20 protein-coding genes are annotated in these 25,518 nt (G+C 57.1%); 12 read left to right on the top strand and 8 right to left on the bottom strand.

The annotated features are described in order from the left end of the window. Positions 1-86 precede the first annotated feature (86 nt). Positions 87-602 carry a universal stress protein gene (locus ACTHV6_RS09490; protein ID WP_441387197.1) on the bottom strand — a complete coding sequence of 172 codons (516 nt, stop codon included), beginning with the start codon at positions 600-602 and terminating at the stop codon, positions 87-89. A gap of 1 nt (position 603) precedes the next feature. Next, a complete protein-coding gene (locus ACTHV6_RS09485) occupies positions 604-1,875 on the bottom strand; it encodes an SLC13 family permease (protein ID WP_441387195.1) in 1,272 nt (423 codons plus the stop codon). A 209-nt stretch (positions 1,876-2,084) separates the two neighbouring features. On the opposite strand from ACTHV6_RS09485, the gene ACTHV6_RS09480 reads away from it, so the two are divergent. Together ACTHV6_RS09480 and tgt are read left to right on the top strand one after the other, a co-directional pair. Continuing rightward, positions 2,085-2,927, top strand: coding sequence for a queuosine precursor transporter (locus ACTHV6_RS09480; protein ID WP_441387194.1), 843 nt, complete (start codon positions 2,085-2,087; stop codon positions 2,925-2,927). 80 nt (positions 2,928-3,007) lie between these two features. Beyond that, positions 3,008-4,291, top strand: a complete 1,284-nt coding sequence (gene tgt / locus ACTHV6_RS09475) for a tRNA guanosine(34) transglycosylase Tgt (protein WP_441387193.1) — start codon at positions 3,008-3,010, stop codon at positions 4,289-4,291. Positions 4,292-4,415: 124 nt separating this feature from the next. On the opposite strand, the gene ACTHV6_RS09470 is transcribed toward tgt, so the two are convergent. From ACTHV6_RS09470 to ACTHV6_RS09455, 4 genes are all read right to left on the bottom strand, one after another. Then, on the bottom strand, positions 4,416-5,495 hold the full coding sequence (locus tag ACTHV6_RS09470; RefSeq protein ID WP_441387192.1) for a transaldolase family protein: 1,080 nt from the start codon (positions 5,493-5,495) through the stop codon (positions 4,416-4,418). A gap of 216 nt (positions 5,496-5,711) precedes the next feature. Beyond that, on the bottom strand, positions 5,712-7,352 hold the full coding sequence (locus ACTHV6_RS09465) for an MFS transporter (RefSeq protein WP_441387191.1): 1,641 nt from the start codon (positions 7,350-7,352) through the stop codon (positions 5,712-5,714). A gap of 168 nt (positions 7,353-7,520) precedes the next feature. Beyond that, entirely contained in the window at positions 7,521-8,705 is a 1,185-nt protein-coding gene (locus ACTHV6_RS09460; protein WP_441387189.1) for a Gfo/Idh/MocA family protein, read from the bottom strand. A 460-nt stretch (positions 8,706-9,165) separates the two neighbouring features. After that, positions 9,166-9,930 (bottom strand): GntR family transcriptional regulator, encoded by a 765-nt coding sequence (locus ACTHV6_RS09455; RefSeq protein ID WP_441387187.1) that lies wholly within the window; start codon positions 9,928-9,930, stop codon positions 9,166-9,168. Between the two features lie 157 nt (positions 9,931-10,087). Here ACTHV6_RS09455 and iolC point away from each other — a divergent pair, with 157 nt between their 5' ends. The 9 genes from iolC (at position 10,088) to ACTHV6_RS09410 (ending at position 21,294) form a co-directional block, all read left to right on the top strand. Beyond that, positions 10,088-11,077: a 5-dehydro-2-deoxygluconokinase gene (gene iolC, locus ACTHV6_RS09450; RefSeq protein WP_441387186.1), complete on the top strand. Its 990-nt coding sequence runs from the start codon at positions 10,088-10,090 to the stop codon at positions 11,075-11,077. A 14-nt stretch (positions 11,078-11,091) separates the two neighbouring features. Continuing rightward, on the top strand, positions 11,092-11,955 hold the full coding sequence (locus ACTHV6_RS09445; protein WP_441387184.1) for a Cgl0159 family (beta/alpha)8-fold protein: 864 nt from the start codon (positions 11,092-11,094) through the stop codon (positions 11,953-11,955). Next, positions 11,952-12,827, top strand: coding sequence for a 5-deoxy-glucuronate isomerase (gene iolB, locus ACTHV6_RS09440; RefSeq protein ID WP_441387182.1), 876 nt, complete (start codon positions 11,952-11,954; stop codon positions 12,825-12,827). The genes ACTHV6_RS09445 and iolB overlap by 4 nt, the downstream gene beginning before the upstream one ends. 24 nt (positions 12,828-12,851) lie before the next feature. Continuing rightward, positions 12,852-14,759 carry a 3D-(3,5/4)-trihydroxycyclohexane-1,2-dione acylhydrolase (decyclizing) gene (iolD, locus tag ACTHV6_RS09435; protein ID WP_441387181.1) on the top strand — a complete coding sequence of 636 codons (1,908 nt, stop codon included), beginning with the start codon at positions 12,852-12,854 and terminating at the stop codon, positions 14,757-14,759. A gap of 578 nt (positions 14,760-15,337) precedes the next feature. Beyond that, positions 15,338-16,831 carry a CoA-acylating methylmalonate-semialdehyde dehydrogenase gene (locus tag ACTHV6_RS09430; protein ID WP_441387179.1) on the top strand — a complete coding sequence of 498 codons (1,494 nt, stop codon included), beginning with the start codon at positions 15,338-15,340 and terminating at the stop codon, positions 16,829-16,831. 243 nt (positions 16,832-17,074) lie between these two features. Then, a complete protein-coding gene (locus ACTHV6_RS09425) occupies positions 17,075-18,007 on the top strand; it encodes a sugar phosphate isomerase/epimerase family protein (protein WP_441387177.1) in 933 nt (310 codons plus the stop codon). 29 nt (positions 18,008-18,036) lie between these two features. Beyond that, a complete protein-coding gene (locus ACTHV6_RS09420; protein ID WP_441387175.1) occupies positions 18,037-19,044 on the top strand; it encodes a Gfo/Idh/MocA family protein in 1,008 nt (335 codons plus the stop codon). 227 nt (positions 19,045-19,271) lie between these two features. Next, positions 19,272-20,141, top strand: a complete 870-nt coding sequence (locus ACTHV6_RS09415) for a sugar phosphate isomerase/epimerase family protein (protein ID WP_441387173.1) — start codon at positions 19,272-19,274, stop codon at positions 20,139-20,141. Positions 20,142-20,241: 100 nt separating this feature from the next. Then, the gene (locus ACTHV6_RS09410; protein WP_441387172.1) at positions 20,242-21,294 is read left to right on the top strand and encodes a LacI family DNA-binding transcriptional regulator; all 1,053 of its coding nucleotides are present in this window, start codon (positions 20,242-20,244) and stop codon (positions 21,292-21,294) included. A 70-nt stretch (positions 21,295-21,364) separates the two neighbouring features. Here ACTHV6_RS09410 and ACTHV6_RS09405 read toward each other — a convergent pair whose 3' ends face one another. Beyond that, positions 21,365-22,330, bottom strand: a complete 966-nt coding sequence (locus ACTHV6_RS09405) for a sugar phosphate isomerase/epimerase family protein (RefSeq protein ID WP_441387171.1) — start codon at positions 22,328-22,330, stop codon at positions 21,365-21,367. Next, positions 22,330-23,358 (bottom strand): Gfo/Idh/MocA family protein, encoded by a 1,029-nt coding sequence (locus tag ACTHV6_RS09400; RefSeq protein WP_441387169.1) that lies wholly within the window; start codon positions 23,356-23,358, stop codon positions 22,330-22,332. The genes ACTHV6_RS09405 and ACTHV6_RS09400 overlap by 1 nt, the downstream gene beginning before the upstream one ends. A 454-nt stretch (positions 23,359-23,812) precedes the next feature. On the opposite strand from ACTHV6_RS09400, the gene ACTHV6_RS09395 reads away from it, so the two are divergent. Continuing rightward, the gene (locus ACTHV6_RS09395) at positions 23,813-25,396 is read left to right on the top strand and encodes an MFS transporter (RefSeq protein WP_441387168.1); all 1,584 of its coding nucleotides are present in this window, start codon (positions 23,813-23,815) and stop codon (positions 25,394-25,396) included. The last annotated feature ends 122 nt before the right edge of the window (positions 25,397-25,518 follow it).

The following is a 25,518-nucleotide window of genomic DNA, read 5'->3' as shown; positions in this document are numbered from 1 at the left end:
CAGATCACCCAAGAGGTCAGTGACGCTGACGGCCAGCAGGTCATCCGCATCCAGTTTTAGGGGTCTTTAGCCGTCCTAAGGGGCTCTTAGCCGTTGTCCCTCTCGTGGGGGAGGTTCGCCGGGTCTTCCTCGGGAGGAAGCGTCTCGGGAATCGATTCCAGTGGCGGGGTTTCGCCCGGCCACACGAGAGCCACCGTGCAGGGTGCGTGGTCCAGAACGAATCGCGTGTGCCGCCCGATGCTTTTGGGGCCGAGCCGCGACCTGTCGCCGTCACGGGCAAGGATGAGCAGCCCGGCGTCCTCCAAAGATTCCGTGACCACTTCTTCTGTCTTGCCAACGAGGAGCCGGGTCTCGCACTCGCGGCCAAGCTGGCCCTTCGCCTGATCCAAGAGGCCTTGGGCGGCTTCCTTGCTGACCTTGTCATAGTATTCGTAGCCGGGCGCGTGGGCGCGGCCCATGAGCCCGGATAGCATCCCGGAGGGCACGTCCTGAGTATTGTCCGCCACCGCCACGAGAGTGATGCGGTCCGTGTGTGGGCGCTTATTTGCCGTGGCGACGACGGCGTCCCATGTTCCCGGTGCAATCCATGCAACTACTTTCATCTCATACTCCTAACAGATGCGTGACGCCCCACAGGGCGCACGTACACAACACCAAACTTATCGGAACCGTCAGCAGCCCCAGCTTGGTGAACTCCATGACTTCTGTGTCTTGATCACGTTCTTTGAGAATCCGGCGCCACAGGAGTGTGGCCAGAGATCCCACGTAGGTGAGGTTGGGGCCGATGTTCACGCCGATGAGCACGGCCAACACGGCGGGCGGGCCCGCGTGAGCCACGAGCGGCAGCAACACGAGGACCGCCGGAAGATTGTTGACTGTGTTGGCCAGCAGTGCGGCGATGAACGCCAGAGCCAGCATCGTCAGCAGGCTGTTGCCGGCCGGGACCACATGGCTCAGGGTTTCGGATAGGCCGTTGTCTACCACAGCCCGCACCACGATGCCTAGGCTGAGCACGAACAGGATGAACCACACGTTGATGGCCTTGAGCAGGTCCACGATCTGGCGCTTCTTGGGCTCCGAGTTCACGATGAGGCGCTTTCCCGCCAGCAGAACAACGCCAAGGAGGGCCGCCCAGAAGCTCTCGATATTGAGCGGGGAACATGCAACAAACCCAATCAACGTGATGCCCAGTACCGCAACGGCGAACTTCGGGACCACAACGTCGTCGTCGTTATTATTCTTTCCGCGCGGGGGCTTCAACGAAAGATCCCCGCGGAATCTCACGCGGAAAACGATGTACTCAACGGCGAGGGACAGTGCCCACGGAAGTGCCATGATCATGGCGAACTTCGCGAAGCTCAGGCCGGAGGCGTTCATGGCGAGGAGGTTCGTGAGGTTGGAGACCGGGAGGAGGAGCGAGGCGGAGTTGGCGAGGTGCGCGGTGGCGTAGACGTGGGGTTTGGGGCGCGCACCCATGCGGGCGGCGGTGCCGAAAATGACTGGCGTGAGAAGCACGACGGTGGCGTCGAGGCTCAGGACGGCGGTGGTGATGGCGGCGGCGATGAACACGAGGGCGAGTAGGCGTTTCGGATCTCCTTTGGAGCCCTTGGCCATGAGCTGGCCGGCTGCGGTGAACAGGCCCTCCTTCTCGCAGAGGTTTGCAAGGACCAGAACGGCGGCCAAAAAGCCTACGGTGGGGCCTAGGCTGGCGGCTTCTTCGCCCGTGGTGGGCAGATCGATGGCGCCGATGGCGATGAGGAACGCGGCGGCGGGCACGGCGGCCACGGCCTCCGGCAGGCCCTTCGGGCGGGTGACGGCAAAGGCGAGCACACCGATCAGGACAATGATGGAAACCCATTCCATCGGGTTGTTCATCGCAGACACCTCGCTATCTTCTGCCTAGCGGTGGCGTGTGTCAATGCTCCACGTTCCGGGTTTGTTGGCGCGTCCGCTACACTTGACTCGGATTGTCGAGCGATCGGCGTTCTCTGGGCATCGCACTTTGCTACAGCTTGGCGATGCCGCAGGACCTGGTGGTGGCAGCGCCGGGCGAACTGGAAATATACGTATTGACAGGAAGCCGTATGCCTACGCCCAATAACACCACGCCTAATAGTCCCAATAGCGCCAGTCCGGATTCTAGCGCCAGCTCGGATTCTGCCACCGGAAGTGGATCTCCAAAGCGCGGGGTGGTGCCCGCGCCCGAATCCGCGCCCACACCAAGATCAGCCCGGGGATACTATGACATCATCGCCGTTGTATTCGTGGCGTTCCTCTTGGTGTCCAACATTGCCGCCACCAAGCTGATCGGGCTGGATCTTGGCCCGCTCCATCTTGTCTTCGATGGTGGCGCGATCCTCTTCCCCCTCACCTATGTACTGGGTGATGTGCTGTCTGAGGTGTACGGCTTCCGCCGTGCGCGCCGGGTGATCGTCACGGGGTTTTTGGTGCAGCTTGTGGCCTCGATCGTGTTCGCCATTGTGGTGGCGCTGCCGCCCTCGGGCGATTACGTGGATCAAGACGCGTTCGCTGCCGTCGTAGGTGTGGTGCCGCGCTTCGTGGCCGCCTCCACGTTGGGATTCCTGTGCGGGCAGCTCTTGAACTCCTATGTCCTGGTGCGCATCAAGAAGCGCTGGGGCGAAAAGCACCTGTGGGCGCGGCTCATGGGATCAACCCTCGTGGGCGAGGCCGTGGATACCGTTGTATTCTGCGCCGTGGCGTGGGGCAGCGTGATTCTTGCTGGCGACATGCCGCTGGAAACGATCGTTAACCTCACCGTTGTTGGCTTCATCTACAAGGTGGCCGTTGAGGCCATTCTCCTGCCGGTCACCTATGCTGTAGTGGGTTGGCTGAAGCGCCGCGAACCGGAATACGCCGGGAAGGAACACGGGGAGTCAGCGAGCGAACGCTCGGGGAACGAAGACTAGATCCCAGCCCGCCGCTCCGCATCCCTGAGGTACTCGGACCCGTCGTCGCCAATGATCAGAGAAAAAACAGAAAGAACCTGATGGATACAACCGGTTTCACGCTCCGAACTCGTCTAGAAGATGGCGCCCACGGCAAGCTCACGGGGGCGCCGCTGGGGCGCACGGGCGTGATTCACACGCCGCATGGGGATATCGAGACTCCCGCCTTCATCCCCGTGGGCACGAAGGCTACGGTCAAGGCCGTGCTCCCCGAGTCCGTGGCGGAGTTGGGCGCGCAGGCCGTGCTGGCCAACGCCTACCACCTGTATCTGCAGCCGGGTTCGGACATCATCGACGAGGCCGGCGGGCTCTCCACCTTCATGAATTGGCGCGGGCCCACTTACACTGATTCCGGCGGTTTTCAGGTGCTCTCTCTGGGATCCGGGTTCAAGAAGGTCCTGTCCGAGGAGTTTTCCGGCAAGGGAAAGAACGATTTGGACGTCGCGCCGTCAAAGGAGCGCTTAGCCAATGTTGACGACGACGGCGTGTGGTTCCGTTCGCACCTCGACGGCTCGGTACATCGGTTCACGCCTGAGATTTCGATGAAGATCCAGCACGAGTTGGGCGCGGACATCATGTTCGCATTCGATGAGCTCACCACGCTGCTCAACTCACGCGGATATCAGGAAGAGGCCCTGGAGCGGACACGGCGGTGGGCGGAGCGGTGCCTTGCTGCCCACCGGGAGCTGACCGCGGAGCGTGAGGGCAAGCCCTTTCAGCAGCTTTTCGGTGTGATTCAGGGTGCACAATACGAGGACCTGCGGCGTCAGGCAGCACGGGATTTGGGTGCCATGGAGATCGATGGTCAACGCTTCGATGGATTTGGCATCGGCGGAGCACTCGAGAAGGAGAACCTGGGGACCATCGTGGGATGGGTGAGCGAGGAGCTTCCGGAGGATCGGGCCCGGCATCTCTTGGGAATCTCCGAGCCTGACGATTTCTTTGCGGCTGTGGAGGCCGGGGCGGACACCTTCGATTGCGTGAACCCCTCACGCGTTGCCCGCAACGCCGCCATCTATTCGCCCGACGGCCGATTCAACGTGACGCGCCAGCAGTTCAAGCGCGATTTTGGCCGGCTTGTTCCCGGCTGCAAGTGCTACACGTGCACGCATTTTTCGCGTGCCTACCTTCATCACGCCTTCAAGGCGAAGGAAATGATCAGCTCCACGCTCGCCACCATCCACAACGAGTACTACACCGTGCACCTCGTAGCCGGAATTCGCCGTGCCATGGAAGAAGGCACCTACACCGAGTTCAAGAAGGAAACTCTTGGGCGATTCTATGCGGGGAATTGGGGACGCGTGGATTCGGGGATCCTCGGCTGACTCATGCGGGCCTTGCCCTTTCGTCCGTTCGCCTGCGAGTAAAAAGGGCGGGGCATCTCGAAAGATGCCCCGCCCTTGCCGGCATGGACTACGTCGGGGGAGTGATCTGACCTAGCCCACGAGATTACGGCGCTGGAACCAGAATGTCGCGAACCAGTGCGTCCAGATCGGCGTCAGCATTGAGGAACTGGCGCAGAGTCTTGGCAGTGGGACCGAAGGTCTCGAACTCTTCAACACTCATGCCGTCTTCCTCATAGGCGCGGTTGAAGTCCGGGATGCGGCGCAGCTGATTGATGTAGTACTCGTCAACTGGAACATCCATGCGTGCAACGGGTTCGTAGTCCGATGCGTTGATGATCTGCTGCCACTTGAATGGCGGGGAAACCACGACGTCCCCACCTTGGAATTCGGACCACTGGAGCACGTTACGGAAGGCAGCGCACAACAGGCGGGCTGTTAGGCCGCGCTCCTGGAAGATGCGGTAGGCGTTCTTGAATGCAGCAACGCCTGCCCACTCCAGAGCGGATGGATCGATGTAGATGCCATCGCGAGCAACAACGCTCTTGAGCCAGTCATCGAGGCGACCACACATAATGGTGACAACCGGACCCATGGTGGAAATGTCATGGCCTTCGGCCTTGCGGCGCTCAAGTCCACGCTCGATGGCCTCGCCAGCCTTGACGGCCTGCGGTACGGAGAAGGAAACGGTGACGTTCATCGAGACACCACGGTAGGTGGCATCCTCAATTGCCTCGATGCCAACCTTGGTGGCTGGCACCTTCACCACGATGTTGGGCGCAAGCTCGGAGAATTCAACGGCTTGATCGGCCAGCTTCTTGGCGTCGCGATGGAAGCGAGGATCGGTCTGGACGGAGAGGCGTCCATTGCGCCCGTTGTACTTCTCGAATGCGGGCTCAAGAAGCTTGGCTGCCTCAACGGACATGTTTTTGACTGTCTGCCAGCCGATCTCAGATTCTCCCCATGTTGGGTTGGCGTCAGCAATCTCTTGAATGCGGGCCTTCCAGATATCAGGGTGCTTCGAGATGGTTGTGTAGGCAATAACCGGGTTACAGGTGGCGCCTACACCACCGAACGAAATGGACTGTGAAAGCTCGTCGAGATCTGCCGAATCGTTCCAGAGAACGGTATCGAAGCTCTGCGCGGCAGTCAGTAGAGGGCCGGGGGTCTGAGAGGGGTTACTCACTAGTGCTCCTAAGTCGATGCAAGTAGACAAGCGTCTTTGATATGTCTGTGACTACACAACTAAACATACTGACAAAGATTAAGCAATGTCAATACGTTTTGAACGAATGCTGTGTGATGTAGGGAATGTCGGTTAAAGGTTGTGATGGCGGGAGACACTGAGCGTGCCCACCCGCCATCACAGTTACTTCCAGTTATCTACGGAATACGTTCCGGTTTAGGAGTACCGCTCCTCGAATTCCACTTCGAGCTCTTCAAGTGACGAGTACTTGGTTTCTGGAACAACTTTAATCATCCACGTGACTGCAATGACGTTGATGATGGCGAACATGGCGTAAGTCCATGTTGGACCAACCGCGTCCATAATTGGCGGGAAGCCGAAGGTGATGATCGCGTTGCTGATCCAGATACAGGACACGGCAAGTCCCATTGCCACGCCGCGAATGCTTCCCGGGAACAGCTCAGCCATGATCACCCAGGTAGCGGGCGCATTGCCTGACTGCATGAACATCATGAACAGCACAATCGCTACAACCACCAGATATGGGACGAAGTCAGGCATAGAGTCCAGTACGTTTCCATCCGCGTCCATGTGTGGAGTGATACCGAACTGGAATATGAGAGCAAGCGCAACAAGCATGGCAGTTAGGCCGCTTGTACCAAATATCAGAACCGTACGGCGGCTGAATCTGGCGAGGAGATAGAGGCCGGTTGCCGAACCTATTACCGAGGCAACGCCCGTCAGCACGGTGAGGGTGATCGCCGCCTGTGTGCCAAATCCAGCCTGCTGGAGGACCTTGGGGGCGTAGTACATCATCGTGTTGACGCCGGTTGTCTGATTAAAGATGCCTATGAGAGCTCCGATAATCAAGAGTCTTCGTAGCCATTTGATCTTCAGTATTTGTTTAAGCCCTAGTTTCACTTCAGAATCTTGGCTTTGCCGAGCATCCACCATTTCCTGGACCTCGCCAGGAATGTCATCCTTCTCAGTACGTACACGCTTCAAGCAGCCAATCGCTTCAGCGAACTGAAAGTTGGCCGCGTGCCAGCGTGAGGATTCCGGCATCATGCGCATGCAAATCCACAGCGCGATCGCCGGAATTGTGCAGACAAGAAGCATATAGCGCCAGGTATCGCCGTTGCCGTGATCGATCGTAAAGAGTGCCGGATCGATATGCCTCATGACATCGTAGGAGTACATCTCTCCAGCTTGAAGCGTTGTTTCAACACCATTGATTCTCGCGGTAGTTCCCGCGGCCACCTGCTGGAGAATGACGTCAGGGCCGCCTGTGATATTAGCGATGACGGCGTTCACGATGAAAGCGAAAAGCTGGCCGGTGACGATCATGAGCTGATCGATGCCTACGAGCACACCACGTATCCGTTTGGGAGCAGTTTCGGAAAGGTAAACGGGAACAGTAGCCGAAGCACCACCCACGGCACATCCCAGAAGGAACCGGGACGGGTAAAGAATCAGGAGATTCGGAGAGGCGGCACATGCAATGGCGCCAATAAGGAAGATCGCAGCAAGTAACAAGATGTTATGGCGGCGCCCGTACTTATCGGAGAGACGACCGCCGAAGAGTGCACCGAAGGCGCATCCAATAAGCAGGAAGAAGCCAACCAGCCCTTCTTCAACTGGCGTAAGCGCTAGGCCGCCGCCATCCGTAGGCATTTGCATGTAAGGAAGGGCGCCGGAGATGACGCCCGTGTCATAGCCGAAGAGGAAAGAACCGAGGGTTGCCGCGAAAGCCACAAACCCAACTGAGCGCTTCTTGCCAGATGGCGGAGTTTTCTCAACGAGTTCGCTAACGTCTTCGGACGATAGCCTAGGTGGGATAGTAGATGGGGATGACATCCTTGTCTCCTTTGGTTTCCTCACTGAGTGAGGCAGATAAAAAAGAGAACGGTGACAGCAGGTTGCTGACTTTAACCGTTGAATCGCCAGTATGCCGAGGATGCGGCATCATGTCGTGAGGTGTAAGCGGGGGTGGGAACCTCGATGGACTCCCACCCCCATGGGAAGTTACTGAATTTCGATGCGTGCGCCGCCAGCCGCTGCTGAACGTGCAACTGCATCAGCGATACGCATCTCGCGGTAGCCGTCAGCGAATGTCGCGCACTTTGGCAGACCGTTCTCCACACCTGCGACTTGCTGGAGGAAGGCGTAGGCCTGATAGGTGAACTGCTCGATCTGGGTAAGTCCCACACCAGCTACTGGCATGGAATTGCCACGTGCGTAGTAGGGGAAATCGGGGTTAACGAGTACCTGACGCGGTCCACCCAGACCTGCAGGAGAGTTCTCATCGTCTACTTCGATCTCACCGGACCGTGCAAGGTCCCACCCGGCGCGGCCTTTAGTTCCGAGTACTTGGATCTGCATGGAGTTTGGCATGTTCCACGCAACGCGAGAGCAGGAGAAGGTGCCGATCGCGCCGTTCTCGAATTCGGCCGTGAAGGTAGCAACATCGTCGTTTTCTACGGTATCCATCTCAGCGTTGGACGTATCGAGCGCGGTTCCGCGGGTAACGTGGCCCTGGGCTACGGGGCGTTCCTTGATGACGGTAGCCATCGTTGCACCAGATACAGCCTTGAGTGGGCCACACACGAACTCGGCCGAATCAATGAGGTGCGAACCAACATCGCCCAGAGCGCCACTGCCCATGGGGCCCTTGTAACGCCAGGCCATCGGAGTGTTTGGATCACAGCCGTAATCGCACCAGTACCGGGCATCGATATGGGAAACCTGACCGAGATTTCCTTCCTTGGCAAGCTTTGCGACCTGCGCAAGTGCGGCATTCCGGCGGTAGGTGAAGCCCACGGAGGTGACTACTCCAGCTTCCTTCTCTGCCTCGGCCATGGCCTTGGCGTTCTCGAGAGTGTCAGCGATAGGCTTCTCGCAGAGAACATGCTTGCCGGCGCGGATGAGGGCCTCGGCAATTTCGCGGTGTAGAGCGTTGCCGACAACGATCGAGACGATATCGATTTCAGGGTTGTCGGCGACCTTCTTCCAATCGTCAACCGCATGCTCATAGCCGTAGCGCTCGGCGGCGTCCTCAGCGAATGGCATGTATGCATCGGCGATTGTGTGTAGGTGAATCTTCGGCAATCCAAGATCGTAGACGGTTCCTACCTGACGCCACGCATTGGCATGCGTAGTTCCGGCCATACCTGCGCCGATCACGGCAACGTTGAGCGTATCCTTGCTCATTTTGAACCTCCGTTGGTTCCATTGGGTTGTTGACTAACGCGCGTTAAGGCGTTGATAAGAGTATGACGTTACTCGAATTGTCCTGTCAATAGGACGTGGTAGTGGCGTATGAAATAGCGCGCTCCAACTTTTCTTCGCTTAGATAGCTTGAAGTGATTGGCGCAAGTTTGGGCCGACTTCATCCTTGATATCACTGGGAAAACGTCGAATCGAAGCGTAATTACTTAAAGATCGCATTCTGGAATGTGACGTGAACCACTTATGTTGTCACGCTGCCTGCTGCATCGCCAGTCGCCCACCGCAAATGAATGGTTAGTGCGGCGGGCATCGCCGTCGTCACAAACCCGTTCCAGATAACCAAACTGATACCGGTAACGGTGGGCGGGGCAAACTCGACCTGAGAGTACCTGCGCCACACGGTATACCCAGCAGCGACGTGGCGAAAAAGGGAGCTATCGAACTACTCGGCACCCAAGGCGAAGTGGAAAGAGTAGAGATCCGCGTTGTATATGTGCGATCCGTACTCAACCACTGCACCCGCGGCATCATAGGCGGTGCGCTGCATCGTGAGGAGTGCGGCGCCGGGTTCGGTTTCGAGGATAGTCGCGTCTTCTTCAGTTGCGATGCGAGCACCTACTGACTGCTGTGCCGTGGCTGGCTGTACTCCGCGTTTCGCAAGAGAGGCATAGAGTCCCGAAGTTGACAGTTCAGTGAGCGTTGGCGCGCTAACGGCTGGCAGGAGGTTCAGCATAATGGCGAGCGCCCGCTCATCAATGAAGCGGCGGCGGCGCACCTGAATGATCTCGGTGCCGGTAGGGCAGCCAAGGAGCTCGGCTTCTTTCTCGGAGGCGAGCTTAACTTCGTAGCTCATGACTTCCGTATGGGGCTCGAAGCCTGACTTCGTGAGATCGTCATTCAAGGACGTGAGAGAGAGTGGCCTGCGCACCTGAGATGGGGTGACGCGCGTTCCGACGCCGCGCCGGCGGGTAAGGAGTCCGCGCGAAACGAGATCTTGTAAGGCGCGGCGGGCAGTTGGGCGCGAAACGCTCAGCCGTGCAGCCATGGACACCTCGTCCTCAATCAGTCGCCCAGGTTCCACCTTCCCCGTTGTGATGGCCTCTTCTAGGGGGTTCGCAATTTGCTGGTAGAGCGGGGTTCCGGAATCGCGATCGAGAACCAATTGCGGAGCGAATGGATTCTCCGTCTTGGAGGATGGGTCGGCCATGAGATTCCCTTTACATAATCGGTGTGTTTCGGCATTTCCTCGATGGTACTCGAGAACAGGATTCTGCGTATTTTGTTAGAACAAACAGTTGACGTACGGGCTTGTTTCGCATACATTATAGTTGTCTCGCTCCCCAGAGTTGTGGAAGGAACTAACAATGCGTAGTTCAAGTGCTGGAAATCCGATGGACCTCGTCGCAATCGGACGATCCGGTGTAGATGTATACCCCCTCCAAACAGGAGTGGGACTCGAAGATGTGACAAGTTTCGGAAAGTTTCTTGGAGGGTCACCAACGAACGTTGCTGTGGCAGCGGCACGTCAGGGCAACCGGACGGCCATCATTACGGCAGTTGGTGACGATCCGTTTGGTCGATTTGTTCGGCGCGAAATGCGCCGCCTCGGAGTGTCTGACGAGTTTGTTGTTAAGAACCCGAAGTTCAATACTCCCGTAACGTTCTGTGAAATCTTTCCCCCTGACGATTTCCCTCTATATTTCTACCGCGAACCATCGGCTCCCGACCTGCAGCTCACTCCCGACGAGATTCCGGACGAGGTTGTTCGGGATGCGAAGGTGTTTTGGCTTTCCGTCACGGGCCTCTCCGAGGAGCCATCGAGGTCCGCTCACAACCACGCGTTGGATGTACGCGGCAAGAGTGGCTGGACCATCGCTGACTTGGATTACCGCGATTCGTTCTGGGAGAACGAAGAGATTGCACACGCAGAAGTTGAGCGCATGCTCTCCAAGGTCAACGTGGCCATCGGCAACAAGGAAGAATGCCGGATAGCTGTGGGTGAAACTGAACCGGATCGTGCTGCAGACGCCCTACTTGAGCGCGGTGTTGAGATTGCGGTAGTCAAGCAAGGCCCACTTGGGACTCTGGCAAAGACTCGTGAGGAGCGCATCGTTGTACCGGTAACCCCCGTGGATGTGCTCAACGGACTTGGTGCTGGTGATTCTTTTGGTGGCTCCTTCTCCCACGCTCTCCTTCAAGGATGGGACCTGCCCACCGCTTTGCAGTTCGCCTCAACAGCGGGCGCCATCGTTGCTTCTCGGCTCGAGTGCTCAACCGCTATGGCCACGGAAGTGGAGATCCTCCACAAGATCAAGAATCATCCGGAAACAGCTCCCGTTGTAGAAAAACTGTAGGCAGGAAACAAAATATGAGCCTCATTGAGAAGATCTCAAACATCCGCGCGACCGATCCGGGCCAGATCGCTCAGCGCTTGGCCGCGCGGGCCCAGCCAGCGCTGACGGAATTAGACAGGCTCATGGTGATCGCCTGTGATCATCCGGCCCGCGGAGCGCTCGGTGCCGGTCCGAATAGGATGGCCATGGCATCGCGCGAGGATGTCCTTCAGCGATGTGTGGCCGCCCTCTCCCGCCCTGGGGTTAATGGATTCCTTGGTACCGCGGACATGATCGAAGATCTCACGCTGCTGGGCGCGCTGGATGGCAAAGCGGTGTGGGGGTCCATGAACCGTGCGGGCCTTCAGGGCGCATCATTTGAGATGGATGACCGGTTTACGTGTTACGACGCAGCTGGCATTCAGGAGCAGGGCCTTATCGGTGGCAAGATGTTACTCCGATTCAACTTCTCGGACGCCGCCACCGCAGCCACGATGGAGGCGTGTGCTCATGCGATCAATGACCTTTCTGCGCGCGGACTTAACGCTATGGTTGAGCCCTTTGTCTCAGCATGGAAGGGCGACAGAATCGTCAACGATCTCTCGGTGGATTCGGTGATTCGTTCGATCGCTATCGCATCCGGGCTTGGGAGGACATCCGCTCACACATGGCTGAAGCTGCCATGCATACCTGACATGGAGCGGGTCATGGAGGCAACAACCATGCCCAGCCTCATTCTTGGTGGCGAGGTCTCTGATGACCCAGAAGCTACCTACGCACACTGGGCACAGGCACTGGCTCAGCCCAACGTGCGCGGCCTTGTGATTGGCCGATCCCTGTTGTATCCGCCCAACGACGATGTCGAGGCGGCCGTTGATCAAGCTGTGGAGCTGCTATGAGTAATGAAAAGTACGTGATTCGTGCAGGCGAAACAACCCACGATGAGTACAACCTAGATGTCACGCCAGAAAAGGCCGGATGGGAGTGGTCCTCCCTGAGGGTGGTTGGGCTGACAGCTGGAGCCAGCGTGGAAATTCCCGGCGGAGAAGCCGAATACTTGGTCCTTCCCCTTGAAGGGGGATGCGTGGTTGAGGCTGAGGGGAAGAAGTATGAAGTAGCGGGACGCGAATCGGTGTTCACGGATATCACGGATTACGTGTACATCCCGCGCAATACTGACGTTCGCCTGAGTTCGCCGGCTGGCGGGCGTTTCTCGCTACCCGGTGCGAAGGCCACGAAGGATCTTCCCCTACGCTACTGCCCGCGCAATGAGGTTCAGGTTGGCCTCCGAGGCGCTGGCCCGGCCTCGCGTCAGGTGAACAACTATGCGCTCGGCAACGATCTGGAAACCTCCCACTTGCTTGCCACCGAAGTACTGACTCCGGGCGGCAACTGGTCCTCCTACCCCCCTCACAAGCACGATGAACACAATGACGTCGAGCGCGTGTTGGAAGAGATCTATTACTACGAGGTTCGCCGCGGAGATAACGATACGGAAGGCTTTGCTCTCCAGCGTATATACCCATCTCCGGGTCACGACATTGACGTGTGCACCGAAGTTCGGGACGGCGATGTTGTGGTGATGCCGTACGGCTACCACGGACCGTCAGTTGCAGCTCCCGGTTACGATCTCTATTACCTCAACGTCATGGCTGGGCCAGCCGAGGATTCGGTGTGGCTCATGACGGACGATCCGCACCACACGTGGGTTCGTCAGACATGGGAGACCCAAGAGGTTGATCCGCGACTGCCCATGACCAAGACCAGCTAGCACAATACTCACTCAGGAGAAAAAATGAGCACATCCCCAGTAGAAACCGTCCGCTTGACGGTTGCACAGGCAACGATCCGTTTCCTTGTCAATCAGTACTCGGAGCGTGACGGCGTGGAACAGCGTTTGATCGCTGGCGCCTTCGGAATCTTTGGCCACGGCAATGTTGCCGGACTGGGCCAAGCACTCTTGCAGAACGAGCTCGATCCGGAGGCAGATGGCGGCGAGATGCCCTACATTATGCCCCGTAATGAACAGGGTGAGGTCCATGCGGCCTCCGCCTACGCCAAGTCAACGAATCGCCTGCAAACCTACATGTGTACGGCCTCGATTGGCCCCGGCTCCCTCAACATGGTGACGGGTGCGGCGCTGGCCACCACGAACCGGGTGCCCGTGCTGCTGTTCCCTTCAGATCAGTTCGCCACGCGCTACCCGGATCCGGTCCTTCAGCAGATCGAGAACTCGCAAACTCTCGACACCACGTGTAATGATGCGTTCCGTCCAGTATCCGCCTTCTTCGATCGCATCAACCGCCCAGAGCAGCTCCTTCCATCTCTCATGCAGGCGCTGCGTACCCTCACCGATCCGGCGGATACGGGCGCAGTTGTGCTGGCTATGCCCCAGGACGTGCAGGCAGAGGCGTTCGATTTCCCGGTGGAAATGTTCGATAAGCGCGTGTGGCACATTCGCCGCTCGCCGCTCGATGAAGCATCGATGAAGCGGGGCGCGGAGTTGATTCGGAATGCCAAGCGCCCGTTGGTGGTATCCGGCGGTGGCACCATCTACTCGGAGGCCTCCGAGGAGCTGCGCGCGTTCGCGGCTGCCACGGGTATCCCGGTTTCCGATACTCAAGCTGGAAAGGGCGCCATTAACTGCGATCATCCACAATCGGTGGGTGGCGTGGGCTCCACGGGTGGCGATGCCGCCAATCACTTGGCTGACAAGGCCGATCTGGTGATTGGTATCGGCACGCGCTATTCGGACTTCACAACGGGTTCGCGCACACAGTTCAAGAATCCGGACGTCAAGTTCGTCAACATCAACGTCAGGGCGTTCGATGCCGTGAAGAACTCGGCTGAGATGCTGGTGGCCGACGCCCGTGAGGCGCTCACCGCTCTGACCAAGGAGCTTGACGGCTACAGCGTGAGCGATGAGTATGCTGCCGAGGTATCCCAAGAGAAGGACGCGTGGGAGAAGGTCGTATACAAGCACACCCACCTTGATCATGGCCCGCTTCCGGCTCAGACGGATGTATTTGGCGCCCTCAACGAGATGATGGGTGATGACGATGTGATGATCAACGCCGCTGGCTCCATGCCTGGCGATCTTCAGGCGCTGTGGCGTGCGAAGACTCCCGTTCAGTACCACGTGGAGTATGCGTTCTCCTGCATGGGATACGAGATCCCCGCAGCGATGGGCGTGAAGCTAGCTCTCCCAGAATCTGAGGTTGTGGCCATCGTTGGGGATGGCACGTATCAGATGCTTCCCATGGAACTTGCGACGATCACTCAGGAGGGCCTGAAGGTTATTTACGTTCTCCTTCAAAACTATGGCTACGCATCCATCGGATCGTTATCAGAATCCCATGGATCCCAGCGCTTCGGTACGCGCTACCGCGTGGGAGGGAAAGCAGCGGATCACACGGCTGATTCGCAAAAGCTTGATGTGGACATTGCGGCCAATGCTCGTTCATGGGGCATTGATGTGATCGAGGTCCATACAATGGACGAGTTCAGGGACGCGTATCGTCAAGCCGAGGCTTCGGATAAGGCCACGATGATTCACATCGAGACGGATCTTTACGGTCCTAATCCGCCTTCCTCCAGCTGGTGGGACGTTCCGGTTTCTCAGGAATCCCGGATCGAGAGTACTCAGCAAGCGTATGGGGAGTACCTCGAATCGAAGAAGCCGCAACGCCATTACCTTCGATAAGTACGCGGGTGGTTGCGCTAGCTTCTTCGTCGGATTCGGAGTTTTTGACGACGACGGCGAAGTTGCCACCTGACAACTCGAAACAATTGAATGACTCCTTGCTCGCCGATCTCGTGTGACGGGCAAGGGAATGAGCACACGATCGGATGTGTACTGCGTGAAGCCCTGAGTCTTCGCGGAGCTGCTGGCCAATAGTCGGATCGTTAGAGCTCATGTGGCGGGAGTTGATGCTAGGGGGTGTGGCCCTCGCACCAACTCCCGTCCTTTTCGTTCCTCCGTTCTCACGTGGTGGAGCTAGAACTCACGTGGTGGAGCTAGAACGACTTCTCGTTTGCACGCACAAGGTGGAGCATATGATGGACCGAAGCGGGTATTTCGTCTGACATGGTAATCCCTGAAGATCCGGTGTTTTTCGCAAATCTCGCTCAGCCTGACGCATTCGAGCAGTGAATAAAGACGTAAATCACTTCTAGAATGTAACGACAAAAGTCCTAGAATGTATTACAGTGGACATGAGCGCGGCAAGTATGCCGGCATGCACCACACGGTGCCGATCATGAAACAAGGAGTTCGCGACGATGAAGACGATTGAACACTGGGTTGACGGTGCGCCTTACGAGGGCACGCCAACTGGACGATTCGCGGTGGAGAATCCCGCCACTGGCGAAGTAGAGGCGGAGCTGCTGCAGGCGTCTGACGCAGATTTGGACCATGCCGTCGAGGTAGCCAAGACGGCGCAAAAGGCGTGGGCAAAGGTTCCGCTAGCCAAGCGTGTTGACATTATGTTTAAGATGCGCCAGCTGGTGCTGGACCATCAGGATGAGCTGGCCAAACTCATCGTGGCTGAGCACGGAAAGAACTACTCGGACGCGATTGGGGAACTCCAGCGCGGCCGCGAGACTCTTGATTTTGCCTGCGGGATCAATGCTGCTCTCAAGGGGGAGCACTCCTTTGACATCTCACGTGGCGTTGACATTCACACGCTTCGTCAGCCAGTTGGCGTTGTGGCGGGAATCTGCCCATTCAACTTCCCGGCCATGGTGCCCATGTGGATGCACCCGGTTGCTATCGCCACCGGGAACGCGTTCATCCTCAAGCCCGCCTCGGCAACACCTTCCGCGGCGCTACTGACGGCTCAGCTTTACAAGGAAGCGGGACTTCCTGACGGCGTGTTCAATGTGGTATCTGGAAACCGGACGATGGTGACCAAGGTACTTGAGCATCCCGGTATCGATGCAATTTCCTTCGTGGGATCAACTCCCGTTGCCCACATCGTTCAGGACACTGGCGTATCCCACGGCAAGCGTGTTCAGGCGCTTGGTGGTGCAAACAACCATGCGATCGTTCTGCCGGATGCGGATATGGAGTTCGCAGCAGGGCATATCTCAGCTGCGGCCTTCGGCGCGGCAGGCGAGCGCTGCATGGCACTCCCTGTGGTTGTTGCTGTTGGCGGCGTTGGACCAGCTCTTGCGCAGAAGGTCAAGGAGCACGCAGAGAAGATCAAGGTTGGACCAGGTATGGGTGAGGGCATCGAAATGGGCCCGGTCATCGATGCTAAGTCCAAGGACTTCATCGTGAGCCTGATCGACGATGCTGAACAGCGTGGATCCGATATCGTTCTTGACGGGCGCTCACTCGTGATCCCCGGTCACGAGAACGGTCACTTCCTCGGACCAACCATCATCGACAACGTTCCTCTGGATGCACCTGCATACAAGGAAGAAGTGTTTGGGCCGGTCCTGACGATCGTGCATGCGGACACATATGAAGAAGCCATCAAGATTGTGAACTCATCGGAGTTCGGCAACGGTGCGGCCATCTTTACTAACGATGGTGGCATGGCCCGCCGCTTCTCTCTTGAGGCTGAGGCCGGAATGATCGGTATCAACGTGCCGATTCCTACCCCGGTTGCCTACTACTCCTTCGGTGGATGGAAGCAGTCGCTTCTTGGGGACACCCACATCCATGGTCCTGAGGGCGTGAAGTTCTACACCCGCGGCAAGGCAGTGACATCTCGCTGGCCATCTGAGCAGTCCTACAGTGCGACGATGTCCTTCCAGCGCGAGGACTAATACCCCTATTCGGTAGCTGTGCTACCGATGAAACGTGAGTGGCCGGCCCAGTGGGCCGGCCACTCTCTTTCCGTAACCGGACAATGAAGTCTGGTGACCGCCGTCGTTCTTCAGCGGTTCTCCCATGGAACGAGCCTCATGTCCTTAGCAACCAGCAAATGACTGTACAAATAGCGTGTTGGTGAGATAAACTGTTGGCACGCTCCAAAGTAGGAGCTCTCAAGGATGAGGAGAGGAGAGGTCATGGCCTCTAAGGCACGGAATACGAACGATTCTAAATACTCGAAGCTCGCCATTGGCGTATGCCCTGATCAGTGGGGTGTTTGGTTCCCCGAGGATGAGAAGCAGATGCATCCCCGCCAAGCAATGGAGGAGATGGCGGCAGCAGGTTTTGAGATTATCGAGACGGGCCCATACGGATACTTCCCGAAGGATCCGAAGGAACTGGCGAAGTGGACAACCGAACTTGGCATGAAGGTAGTTGCCGGTACCGGTTGGGGCATTCTGCATAAGGAGGAAGCCTGGGCTGAGACGGAGAAGACCTTCAGGGCGATCGCAGAGACCCACGCGGCCGTGGGTGCCGAGTACATTGTGCACCTGCCACCGCTGTACCGCGATGATAAGACGTGGCAGTGGACCGATGATCGTGTCCTTTCCCCAGACGCCTGGAAGCTTTACGTTGATAACGCGAACCGGCTTGGCTCAATGCTCCTTGATGAGTACGGCCTGAAGATGGTTCTCCATCCTCACGGCGATTCTCATATCGAGACCCCGGAGGAAATTGCCCGAATCTTCGATGCAACTGATCCCAAGTACGTGAACCTCTGCCTCGATTCCGGTCACGTTGTATACGGCGGCGGCGATCCGGTTGAGTTGGTGAAGAAGTACCCCGAGCGCATCACGTACGTGCACATCAAGGCCTTCGATGAGGACATCACGCGCGAGGCTCACGAGAAGGATTGGCCCTTTGGCGAGGCTGTTGCGAAGGGTGCATCAGTGTGCCCGCCGGCCGGCCTTCCCGAGATGCACGCATTTGTGGATGCTCTGGCGGAGCTGGACAAGGATATCTACTGCATCTGCGAGCAGGACTGCTACCCGTGTGAGCCCACATTCCCGAAGCAGAACGCCATCAACATGCGCAACTACCTTGCCGATTGCGGCTTGGGCCTCAAGTAACTCACACATTAAAGAGAAGGAACTGACGAATGACTGTTGGAATTGGGTTAATCGGGGCTGGCGGCATGGGCCGAGCCCATGTTGACCGTATCGAAAATGAGTTGGCTGGCGGCAAGATCGTTGCCGTTGCTGACATTAATATTGATGGTGCGAAGGCCGTGGCGGAACCTCTGGGAGCCGCTGCGTATGGCTCGGGCTCTGAGCTCATCGCGGATCCGAATGTGGACGCCGTTTTGGTTGCTACCTTTGGAAAGGTGCATGCCCCAGATATCATCGCAGCCATTGAGGCTGGAAAATACGTCCTGAGCGAGAAGCCGCTGGCTACCACGCCCGAAGATTGCAAGGCGATTATGGACGCGGAGCAAAAGGTGGGCAAGAAGGTTGTCACCGTCGGGTTTATGCGCAGGTTTGACAGGGGCTACAACGAGATGCGGGATGTGCTACGCGGCGGTGAACTCGGCTACGCCACATTGGTGCATTGCCGTCACCGCAACCCATCTGTTCCTGAAAACTACACCACACGAAACATGATTGACGATACGGCAATCCACGAGATTGATACATGCCGCTACCTCCTAGACGAAGAGATTGTTTCGGTTCGGGTGGACACCCCCCGCTCAACCTCCCACCGCTTCGATCATCTCCACGATCCGCTTGTTCTTGTTGCTAAGACCGAATCGGGCGTGCTAATTGACGATGAGGTGAACGTCAATATCCAGTTTGGGTACTCCATCGAATGCGAGCTGGTCATGGAATCAGGGACAACCCGGCTGAGCGATCAGAATCGCAGCGTCGTTCGTGATGCCGCTGGGGACCGTCATCGGATTTGCACGGACCACAATGACCGCTTCCACGATGCCTTCAACCAAGAAGTGCAGCAGTGGATTCGCGCGGTTGAGCGGGGCGAGCACACTGGATCGAGTTCATGGGACGGCTATGCTGCCACCTGTGTTGTCGATGCCGGATTGGAATCGCTGGAAAACGGCGGCAAGGAAGTTGCTGTTGACATGATTGAGAAGCCTGCGTTCTACGCCTGAGGCTGGACAATACGCGTGAGGTTACATGGTGTGGGGTTCGCGTGCGTACGTGGACCCCGCATCGCCGTCAGTGCTGATCGCACGTTTTCTCAGGTCTCTAGCGGACAACATGGATCTAACGCGCGTTATGCTAGATTTGTTGTGACAAAGTTGATGGAGACGAGCGCTAAGCGACCTTGCAGCGCTGCTACATCTGGGTACCGCTGCCCCAATGAAAGGAAGATGTCATGGTTGATATCGCACTAGACCCGAACATGTACTTTTTCTCGATGTCCACGCCGCAGACCCTGTACAAGGCGGCAGAGTTGGGCTTCAAGCACGTAGAGCTTTCCCCGAATACCGAGTTCCATCTCTGGCATCACTATCCCAAGGCGGATGATGATTTTGTCGCAGAGCTGAAGAAGGCCTCTCGGGATACGGGAGTCAATATCCGGACCCTGAACCCCGTGTTCAACTGGTCATCGACGGATGAAACCGAGCGGCAGGCGCAGGTCCGCAACTGGCGCAGACTTCTCGAGCTTGCTGATCAGTTGGATGTTCGGGAGATTGTTTCGGAGTTCTCTGGCAATCCGAACACCCCGCGGGAGTGTGAAGAACAGTGGTACCGCTCTCTTGAGGAACTCGCACCAGTCTTCGAGAACTACGGGATCGGACTCAATATGGAGGCCCATCCGTACGATTTCATTGAAACGCAGGAAGAGGCTTACGCGATCATTCGCGGAGCAAATCTCCCATGGTTGGGGTACGAGTACTGCACGCCGCACACATTCCATTTGGATAAGGGAGTGGGCGATGCGGCCAGCATGATTAAGGCTGCCGCTCCCAAACTCCGCGAAGTGCATATCTCGGATTCATACAACCACCTCGCAAACGATGGCAACCGGTACATCATCAATCCGCCTGGAGTGGACGCTCGAGTTCACCAGCACAATGAAATTGGTCAGGGCGAGGTGCCCTGGGATGATGTGTTCACTGCCCTCCGTGAGATCAACTTTGACGGAGTACTTTCCGTCTGTATCTTTGGCTGGCACGAGTGGGCAGATGAAATGAATGCGCGTGTACTTGAGCGCCTCCAGAAGGAGTTCCCCGGAGCATAAGCAGTCGATGCTCTGAACGCTAACGCTCCGATTGATCTGTGTGGGTGGAACGAACAACAGGTTCTGCCCACACAGATCTTTTATATAGTGACCTTGTTCAGTGGTGGCCGATCCTTGGCCAATATATTCGTGGAGGTTTGCTGTGGGAACCCGACCTACTCAATTGGATGTGGCCCGCCTTGCAGGGGTTTCACGCCAAACCGTGTCTTTGGTGGTTCGTAAAGATCCCCGTGTCTCGGACGAGAAGCGAGGCAGGGTACTCGCTGCGATGGAGAGCCTTGACTATCGGGTGAACGTGGCCGCTAGTGCTCTCGCCAGCCGGCGGACGAGCTTTGTGGGCATTGTTCTCTCCGAATTTACGAATCCGTTTCACGCTGACCTCGTTGAAGCAATGCGGCGTAGGTGCGAGGAGGAAGGTCTTGTTCCTTTCATTGCACCCGTCGCGGTAGATGCCCAAGAGGAATCGACCGCTATCTCAAGGTTTGTCGAGATGAACGTGGGCGGACTCGTGCTTATTTCACCATTGCTCTCCGAGGGCGAGATTTCAAAGATTGGCGCAGAAATTCCCACAGTTGTCGTTACCCGAAACCATGCGCCGGACGGGGTAGATGTGGTTCACTCGAATGACACCGCGGCCACCCGATTGGCCACTGAACATCTGATTGATTCCGGCTATACCCGGATCGTGTTTCTTGGCTACGATCGTCAAGTTCCGGGGGACTCCGCTGTGTGCCGTTCGGAGGGCTACCGTGCGATGATGAAGGAGCGTGGACTTCCGGCTATTACCGAGTTCACCTCGTGGGATGCTTCTCCTGAAGCAGCACGGGAGATCGTTGCGCAGTACTCGACTGGAACCGGAGTGGTGTGTCATAACGATTCTATTGCGATCGACGTGCTGGCTGCAGTCATCGAATCGGGACTCGAGCCAGGCGATGATGTTGGCGTGGTGGGATTCGACAACACACGGATCAGCGGGTTTCCGGGTATATCCCTGACAACTATTGATCAACGCTGGGAAGATATCGCTAACCGCACGATCGAACTTATCATTGATCGTATCGCGAATGGGCGTACAAAAAGTGTGGATCTCTCCTTGCCCTCTACGCTGGTTGTTCGAGGGTCAAGTACCCGCAGGAATCTGGCGGATACCTGATCGGAGAGGCTACCGTGCAAGAACCCGGCGGTGGGGCTTTCTAACCCAACCACCGGGTCCTAAGCCCGAACTAGACCTCTTGCGGCTTCCAGCTCGCGGGTTTATCCGGAAGGACTCCACGAAGAAGGTCTGCGGTTTGTTTCAGGCCCTCCACTGAATCCAAGAGAACATCTTCATGCTCGATAGATAGCACGCCGTCGTATCCGGCTGCGCGAAGGTCGCACAGGAACTGACCCCAGAACTGTGCCCCGCCAGGATAACCCAGACCCAACGTCACAAAGTTCCACGGACGGTCAGCATACTGCTCGGGCGGTTGGGTGCCAAGCACGCCGTGTGCTTGGACTATATGTGGCTGGAGGCGGGCATCCTTAGCATGCACATTGTGGATCGTTCCCTGAAGGGTCCGTGCTACAACCCGTGGATCGGCTCCCATCCACATAGGGTGCGAGGGATCCAAGTTTGCCCCCACATTAGTGCCAACAGCGTCCCGCAACCGGAGCAGTGTTTCCGCGTTGTAGACTAGCTGATCGCCGTGCATCTCAACGGCAAAACGGACCCCGCGCTCTTCACCGAAGGACGAGAGCTCCTTCCAATACGGGATCGCAACGTCATTCCACTGGTAATCCAGAATGGTCTGAGTTTCCGGAGGCCACGATGTAGTCACCCAGTTTGGCATGGAATCGCCTGGAGCGCCGGCGGGAAGACCGGACATGAGGACAACTGTTGGAATCTCGAGCAGCGAGGCTAGCTCTACCGCTCGATGCACCACGGCATCCACCTGATCACCGATTTGAGGATGGAGCTGATTGCCGTTAGCGTTCAGCGCTGAGATCCTGAGTCCCCGATCAGCAATGGCGGATGTAAAACGGTTCCGAGCATTCTCGTCACCTAGTAACAACTCGGTGTTGATATGTGGAGCCGATGACCAACCACCAGTGGGAAACTCCAGATCGGTGATTCCCAAAGAGGCAGCCGTATCCAGCATTTCCTCAAAGGGCAGCGTGGCGAGGGAGTCAGTCACCATACCGATGCGCATCAGCCGAGCACCTCCTGAATCGGAGGAACGTCAATGGTTTCGCCCTTGTGCATGGACTCAACGAGAGCATTGGCCACGATGGTGGATTGGAGGGCATCTCGTGCACTCGCTGCACCAGCTGGGCGCTTGCGCTCCAATGCGGCGCTCACCCAAGCTGAAAGCTCTGCGCGGTATGCCGCGGCAAAGCGAGGCCTCCAATCGGCTGGATAATCGTTGCCTGCCGTCAAGTCCTTACTGATGAGCAGGGGGTTCTGCTCCACCAAGCTTGGGACGCGGGGCAATTCGACAGACGCTGTTTCGCATACGAGCTCACACCGAACGTCATAGCCGTACTGGGCCTGAACTTGAACTTCAACTGTATGGAGGGTGCCGTTGGCATCCTCCATAAGGAGAAGCTGCGGGTCTTGCCTCTTCGTGATGAGCGACGACGGGCGGCCGCCTCGCCACTCAACCCGAACAATCGGGCTTTCGGCGAGCCACGGGATAATGTCGATCTCGTGGATACCGGAATTCGTGATGGTGTCCTCTGAGCTTCCATCAGGATGGGCCTCAACGTTTCGGTGAATCGAATGGGACATCAGCAGTGCGCCGTCCCGCTGCGTTTCTAGGCGCTCGCGAAGAGCGAGGTAGCCCGGGTCAAAGCGACGCATAAAGCCGACTGTCACGAGTTCTTCGCCGATCTCTTCTTCCTTCTTGACCACTCTGGCAGCTTCTTCGGCCGTTGGCGCGAGTGGCTTTTCGCAGAGAACAGGAATCCTCTTTTCCAATGCCCGCAATGTGAGTTCTGCGTGGAATCGATCTGGCGCCGCGATGATGACGGCATCGATGAGACCGGAGTCAATCATTTCACCGCCATCGCGAAATACGTGTTCCGCGCCCACTGTATCTGCGAGTTCCTGTGCTGCCTGAGTATTGACGTCGGCCACGGCTACCAAAAGTCCGCCGCGGATGCCGGCGGCGAAGTTGCGGGCGTGATCTTGCCCCATGACGCCAGTTCCTATGATGCCGACCTTGAGTTCTTGACTCACGATTCCTCCTCGAATCTCTGAAGCTCGCGTTCGCCGAACCTCAGGATAAATCTATAGGAGCGCTCTAATGTCCGCAACAAAGATTCTAAAGAGCGGACAATATGGAGATCTATGTAGTGAAGATGGGCCATAAGGGATAGGGCTTGATTCGGTGAGGTCACACGTTGCGGCACGTAGTGTGCGCTACTTGGTGTGGAGATGCGGGGCTAGTTGATGCGGAGATATGGGGTTGTCAATGTGAGTGCTCCGGTGTGCGATCTCGACAATAGTCGGCATTGTTAATTACCTCACACCATATACATGTATGGACAAAACGATCAAGAGCGTAGTACTGTCGCAAATAGAGCGCTCCAAAGCAATTCGCGCTCAACTCGATGAGGAGTGATCCGCCGGAGAGAAACAGGCCCCGATGGTGACCCGCAACGGCAGGCGGACCTAGATGGAGGTATTCCACATGACAGCTAGACCCGAGGAGACGGTTCGGAAAGATCCGACTCCCAATGAAATCACCGAGATGGTGGCTAACACGCCACCATCAGGAAAGAAGCGCTCTCTGGGCTTGCTCGCGATTGTGGCGTGCCTAGGTTCTTTCCTCTTCGGTTATGACACGGGCGTTATCGCCGGTGCTCTGCCCTTCATGCACATGCCAGGAGAAGCTGGTGGGCTCCATTTGACGGCTTTTGAAGAGGGGCTGGTTGGCGGCCTGCTCGCTATTGGCGCTGCAATTGGAGCCATTGTTGGCGGGCGCATGTCCGACCGTTGGGGGCGCCGCCACAACATCACGATGTTGGCTATCGTGTTTATCATCGGAACGATTGGTTGTAGCGTCGCTCCGAACATCTGGGTGCTTTACCCGTTCCGTATCATTCTTGGCTTTGCCGTTGGTGGCGCATCCGCAACGGTTCCAGTGTTCCTAGCGGAAAGTGCGCCTAAGCGCCTGCGTGGCCCGTTAGTTGCGATCGATCAGTTCATGATTGTGTTCGGGCAGCTGGTTGCCTATTCGATGAATGCTTGGATCTCCACGCATAATGGTGGTCCCCAAGTGGAGACTACAGATGGTCATATGTCTTGGGATGATGCTCAGCCAATTATCGACAGTCTGACGATCACGAGTGGAAACGGCGAGGCGTGGCGCCTCATGCTGGTGCTAGCAACGATCCCGGCTGTTGCGTTGTGGATCGGCATTCGAATGATGCCCGAGTCCTCGCGTTGGTACGCGGCGAACTACCACTACCCTGAAGCCATCGGCGCCCTCAAGCGGCTGCGCGATGATGAGAAGGACAACGTTGAAAAAGAGATTCAGCAGATGGTGGAGATCAACCGCCAAGAAGCTGAAGAAGAAAAGTGGACACTACGTCAAGCCTGGAACACCAAGTGGACGAAGAAGATCCTCATCATTGGAATTATTCTGGGTTGCTTTGACCAATTGACGGGCATCAATACCGCCATGTATTACCTGCCGAAGGTCTTGCATGCTGTTGGGTTTGGATCAGCCGATGCTATATCACTGAATGTGTTGACGGGTTTGGCCGCCTGTATCGGAGCTGGAGTTGGCCTATGGGTTGTTGCCACCTTCCTTCGCCGTCATGTGGGAATGTACCAAGAGCTCGGTATTACGATCGCGTTATCAACACTGGCTCTGGTGTTCCTCTTCGGAGTGCAGCCCTATGAGCAGGCAGACGGAACCCTCTCATCGGACATCCCGACAATCGTCCCGTGGCTGGTGCTGGTTTTGGTTGCGATCTTCGTGTTCATCAAGCAGTCTGGCACCGTCGTGTGGATCTACATGGGCGAGCTGTTCCCCGCCAAGATCCGCGGTATTGGAAATGGCCTAGCAGTGGGATGCTTGTGGATCATGAACGCGATTGTCACGGCGGTGTTCCCTCCGATGATTGAGAATCTGGGTGGGGCCATAACCTATGGCATCTTTGCCGCGATCAACCTTGTAGCGTTCATCTTCTACTGGAAGGTTGTTCCCGAGACGAAGATTTACACCCTTGAGGAGATTGAGGCTCGTTTGGAGAAGAAGTACTCCTGATGCTCGCTCAAGATGGTCCGGGAATCGCGATTGATTGCCGGGAGAGGATCAATGCATCGGTTCTACTAGGCTGAGTGCTATTGACTGATCTAGGGGCACGGCTCTTTCGAGCCGTGCCCCTA

The organism is Ancrocorticia sp., assembly GCF_052089425.1.
Classification (GTDB): Bacteria; Actinomycetota; Actinomycetes; order Actinomycetales; family Actinomycetaceae; genus Ancrocorticia.
The sequence above is the reverse complement of the archived record's forward strand: the minus strand, read 5'-3'. Positions and strand labels throughout refer to the sequence as shown.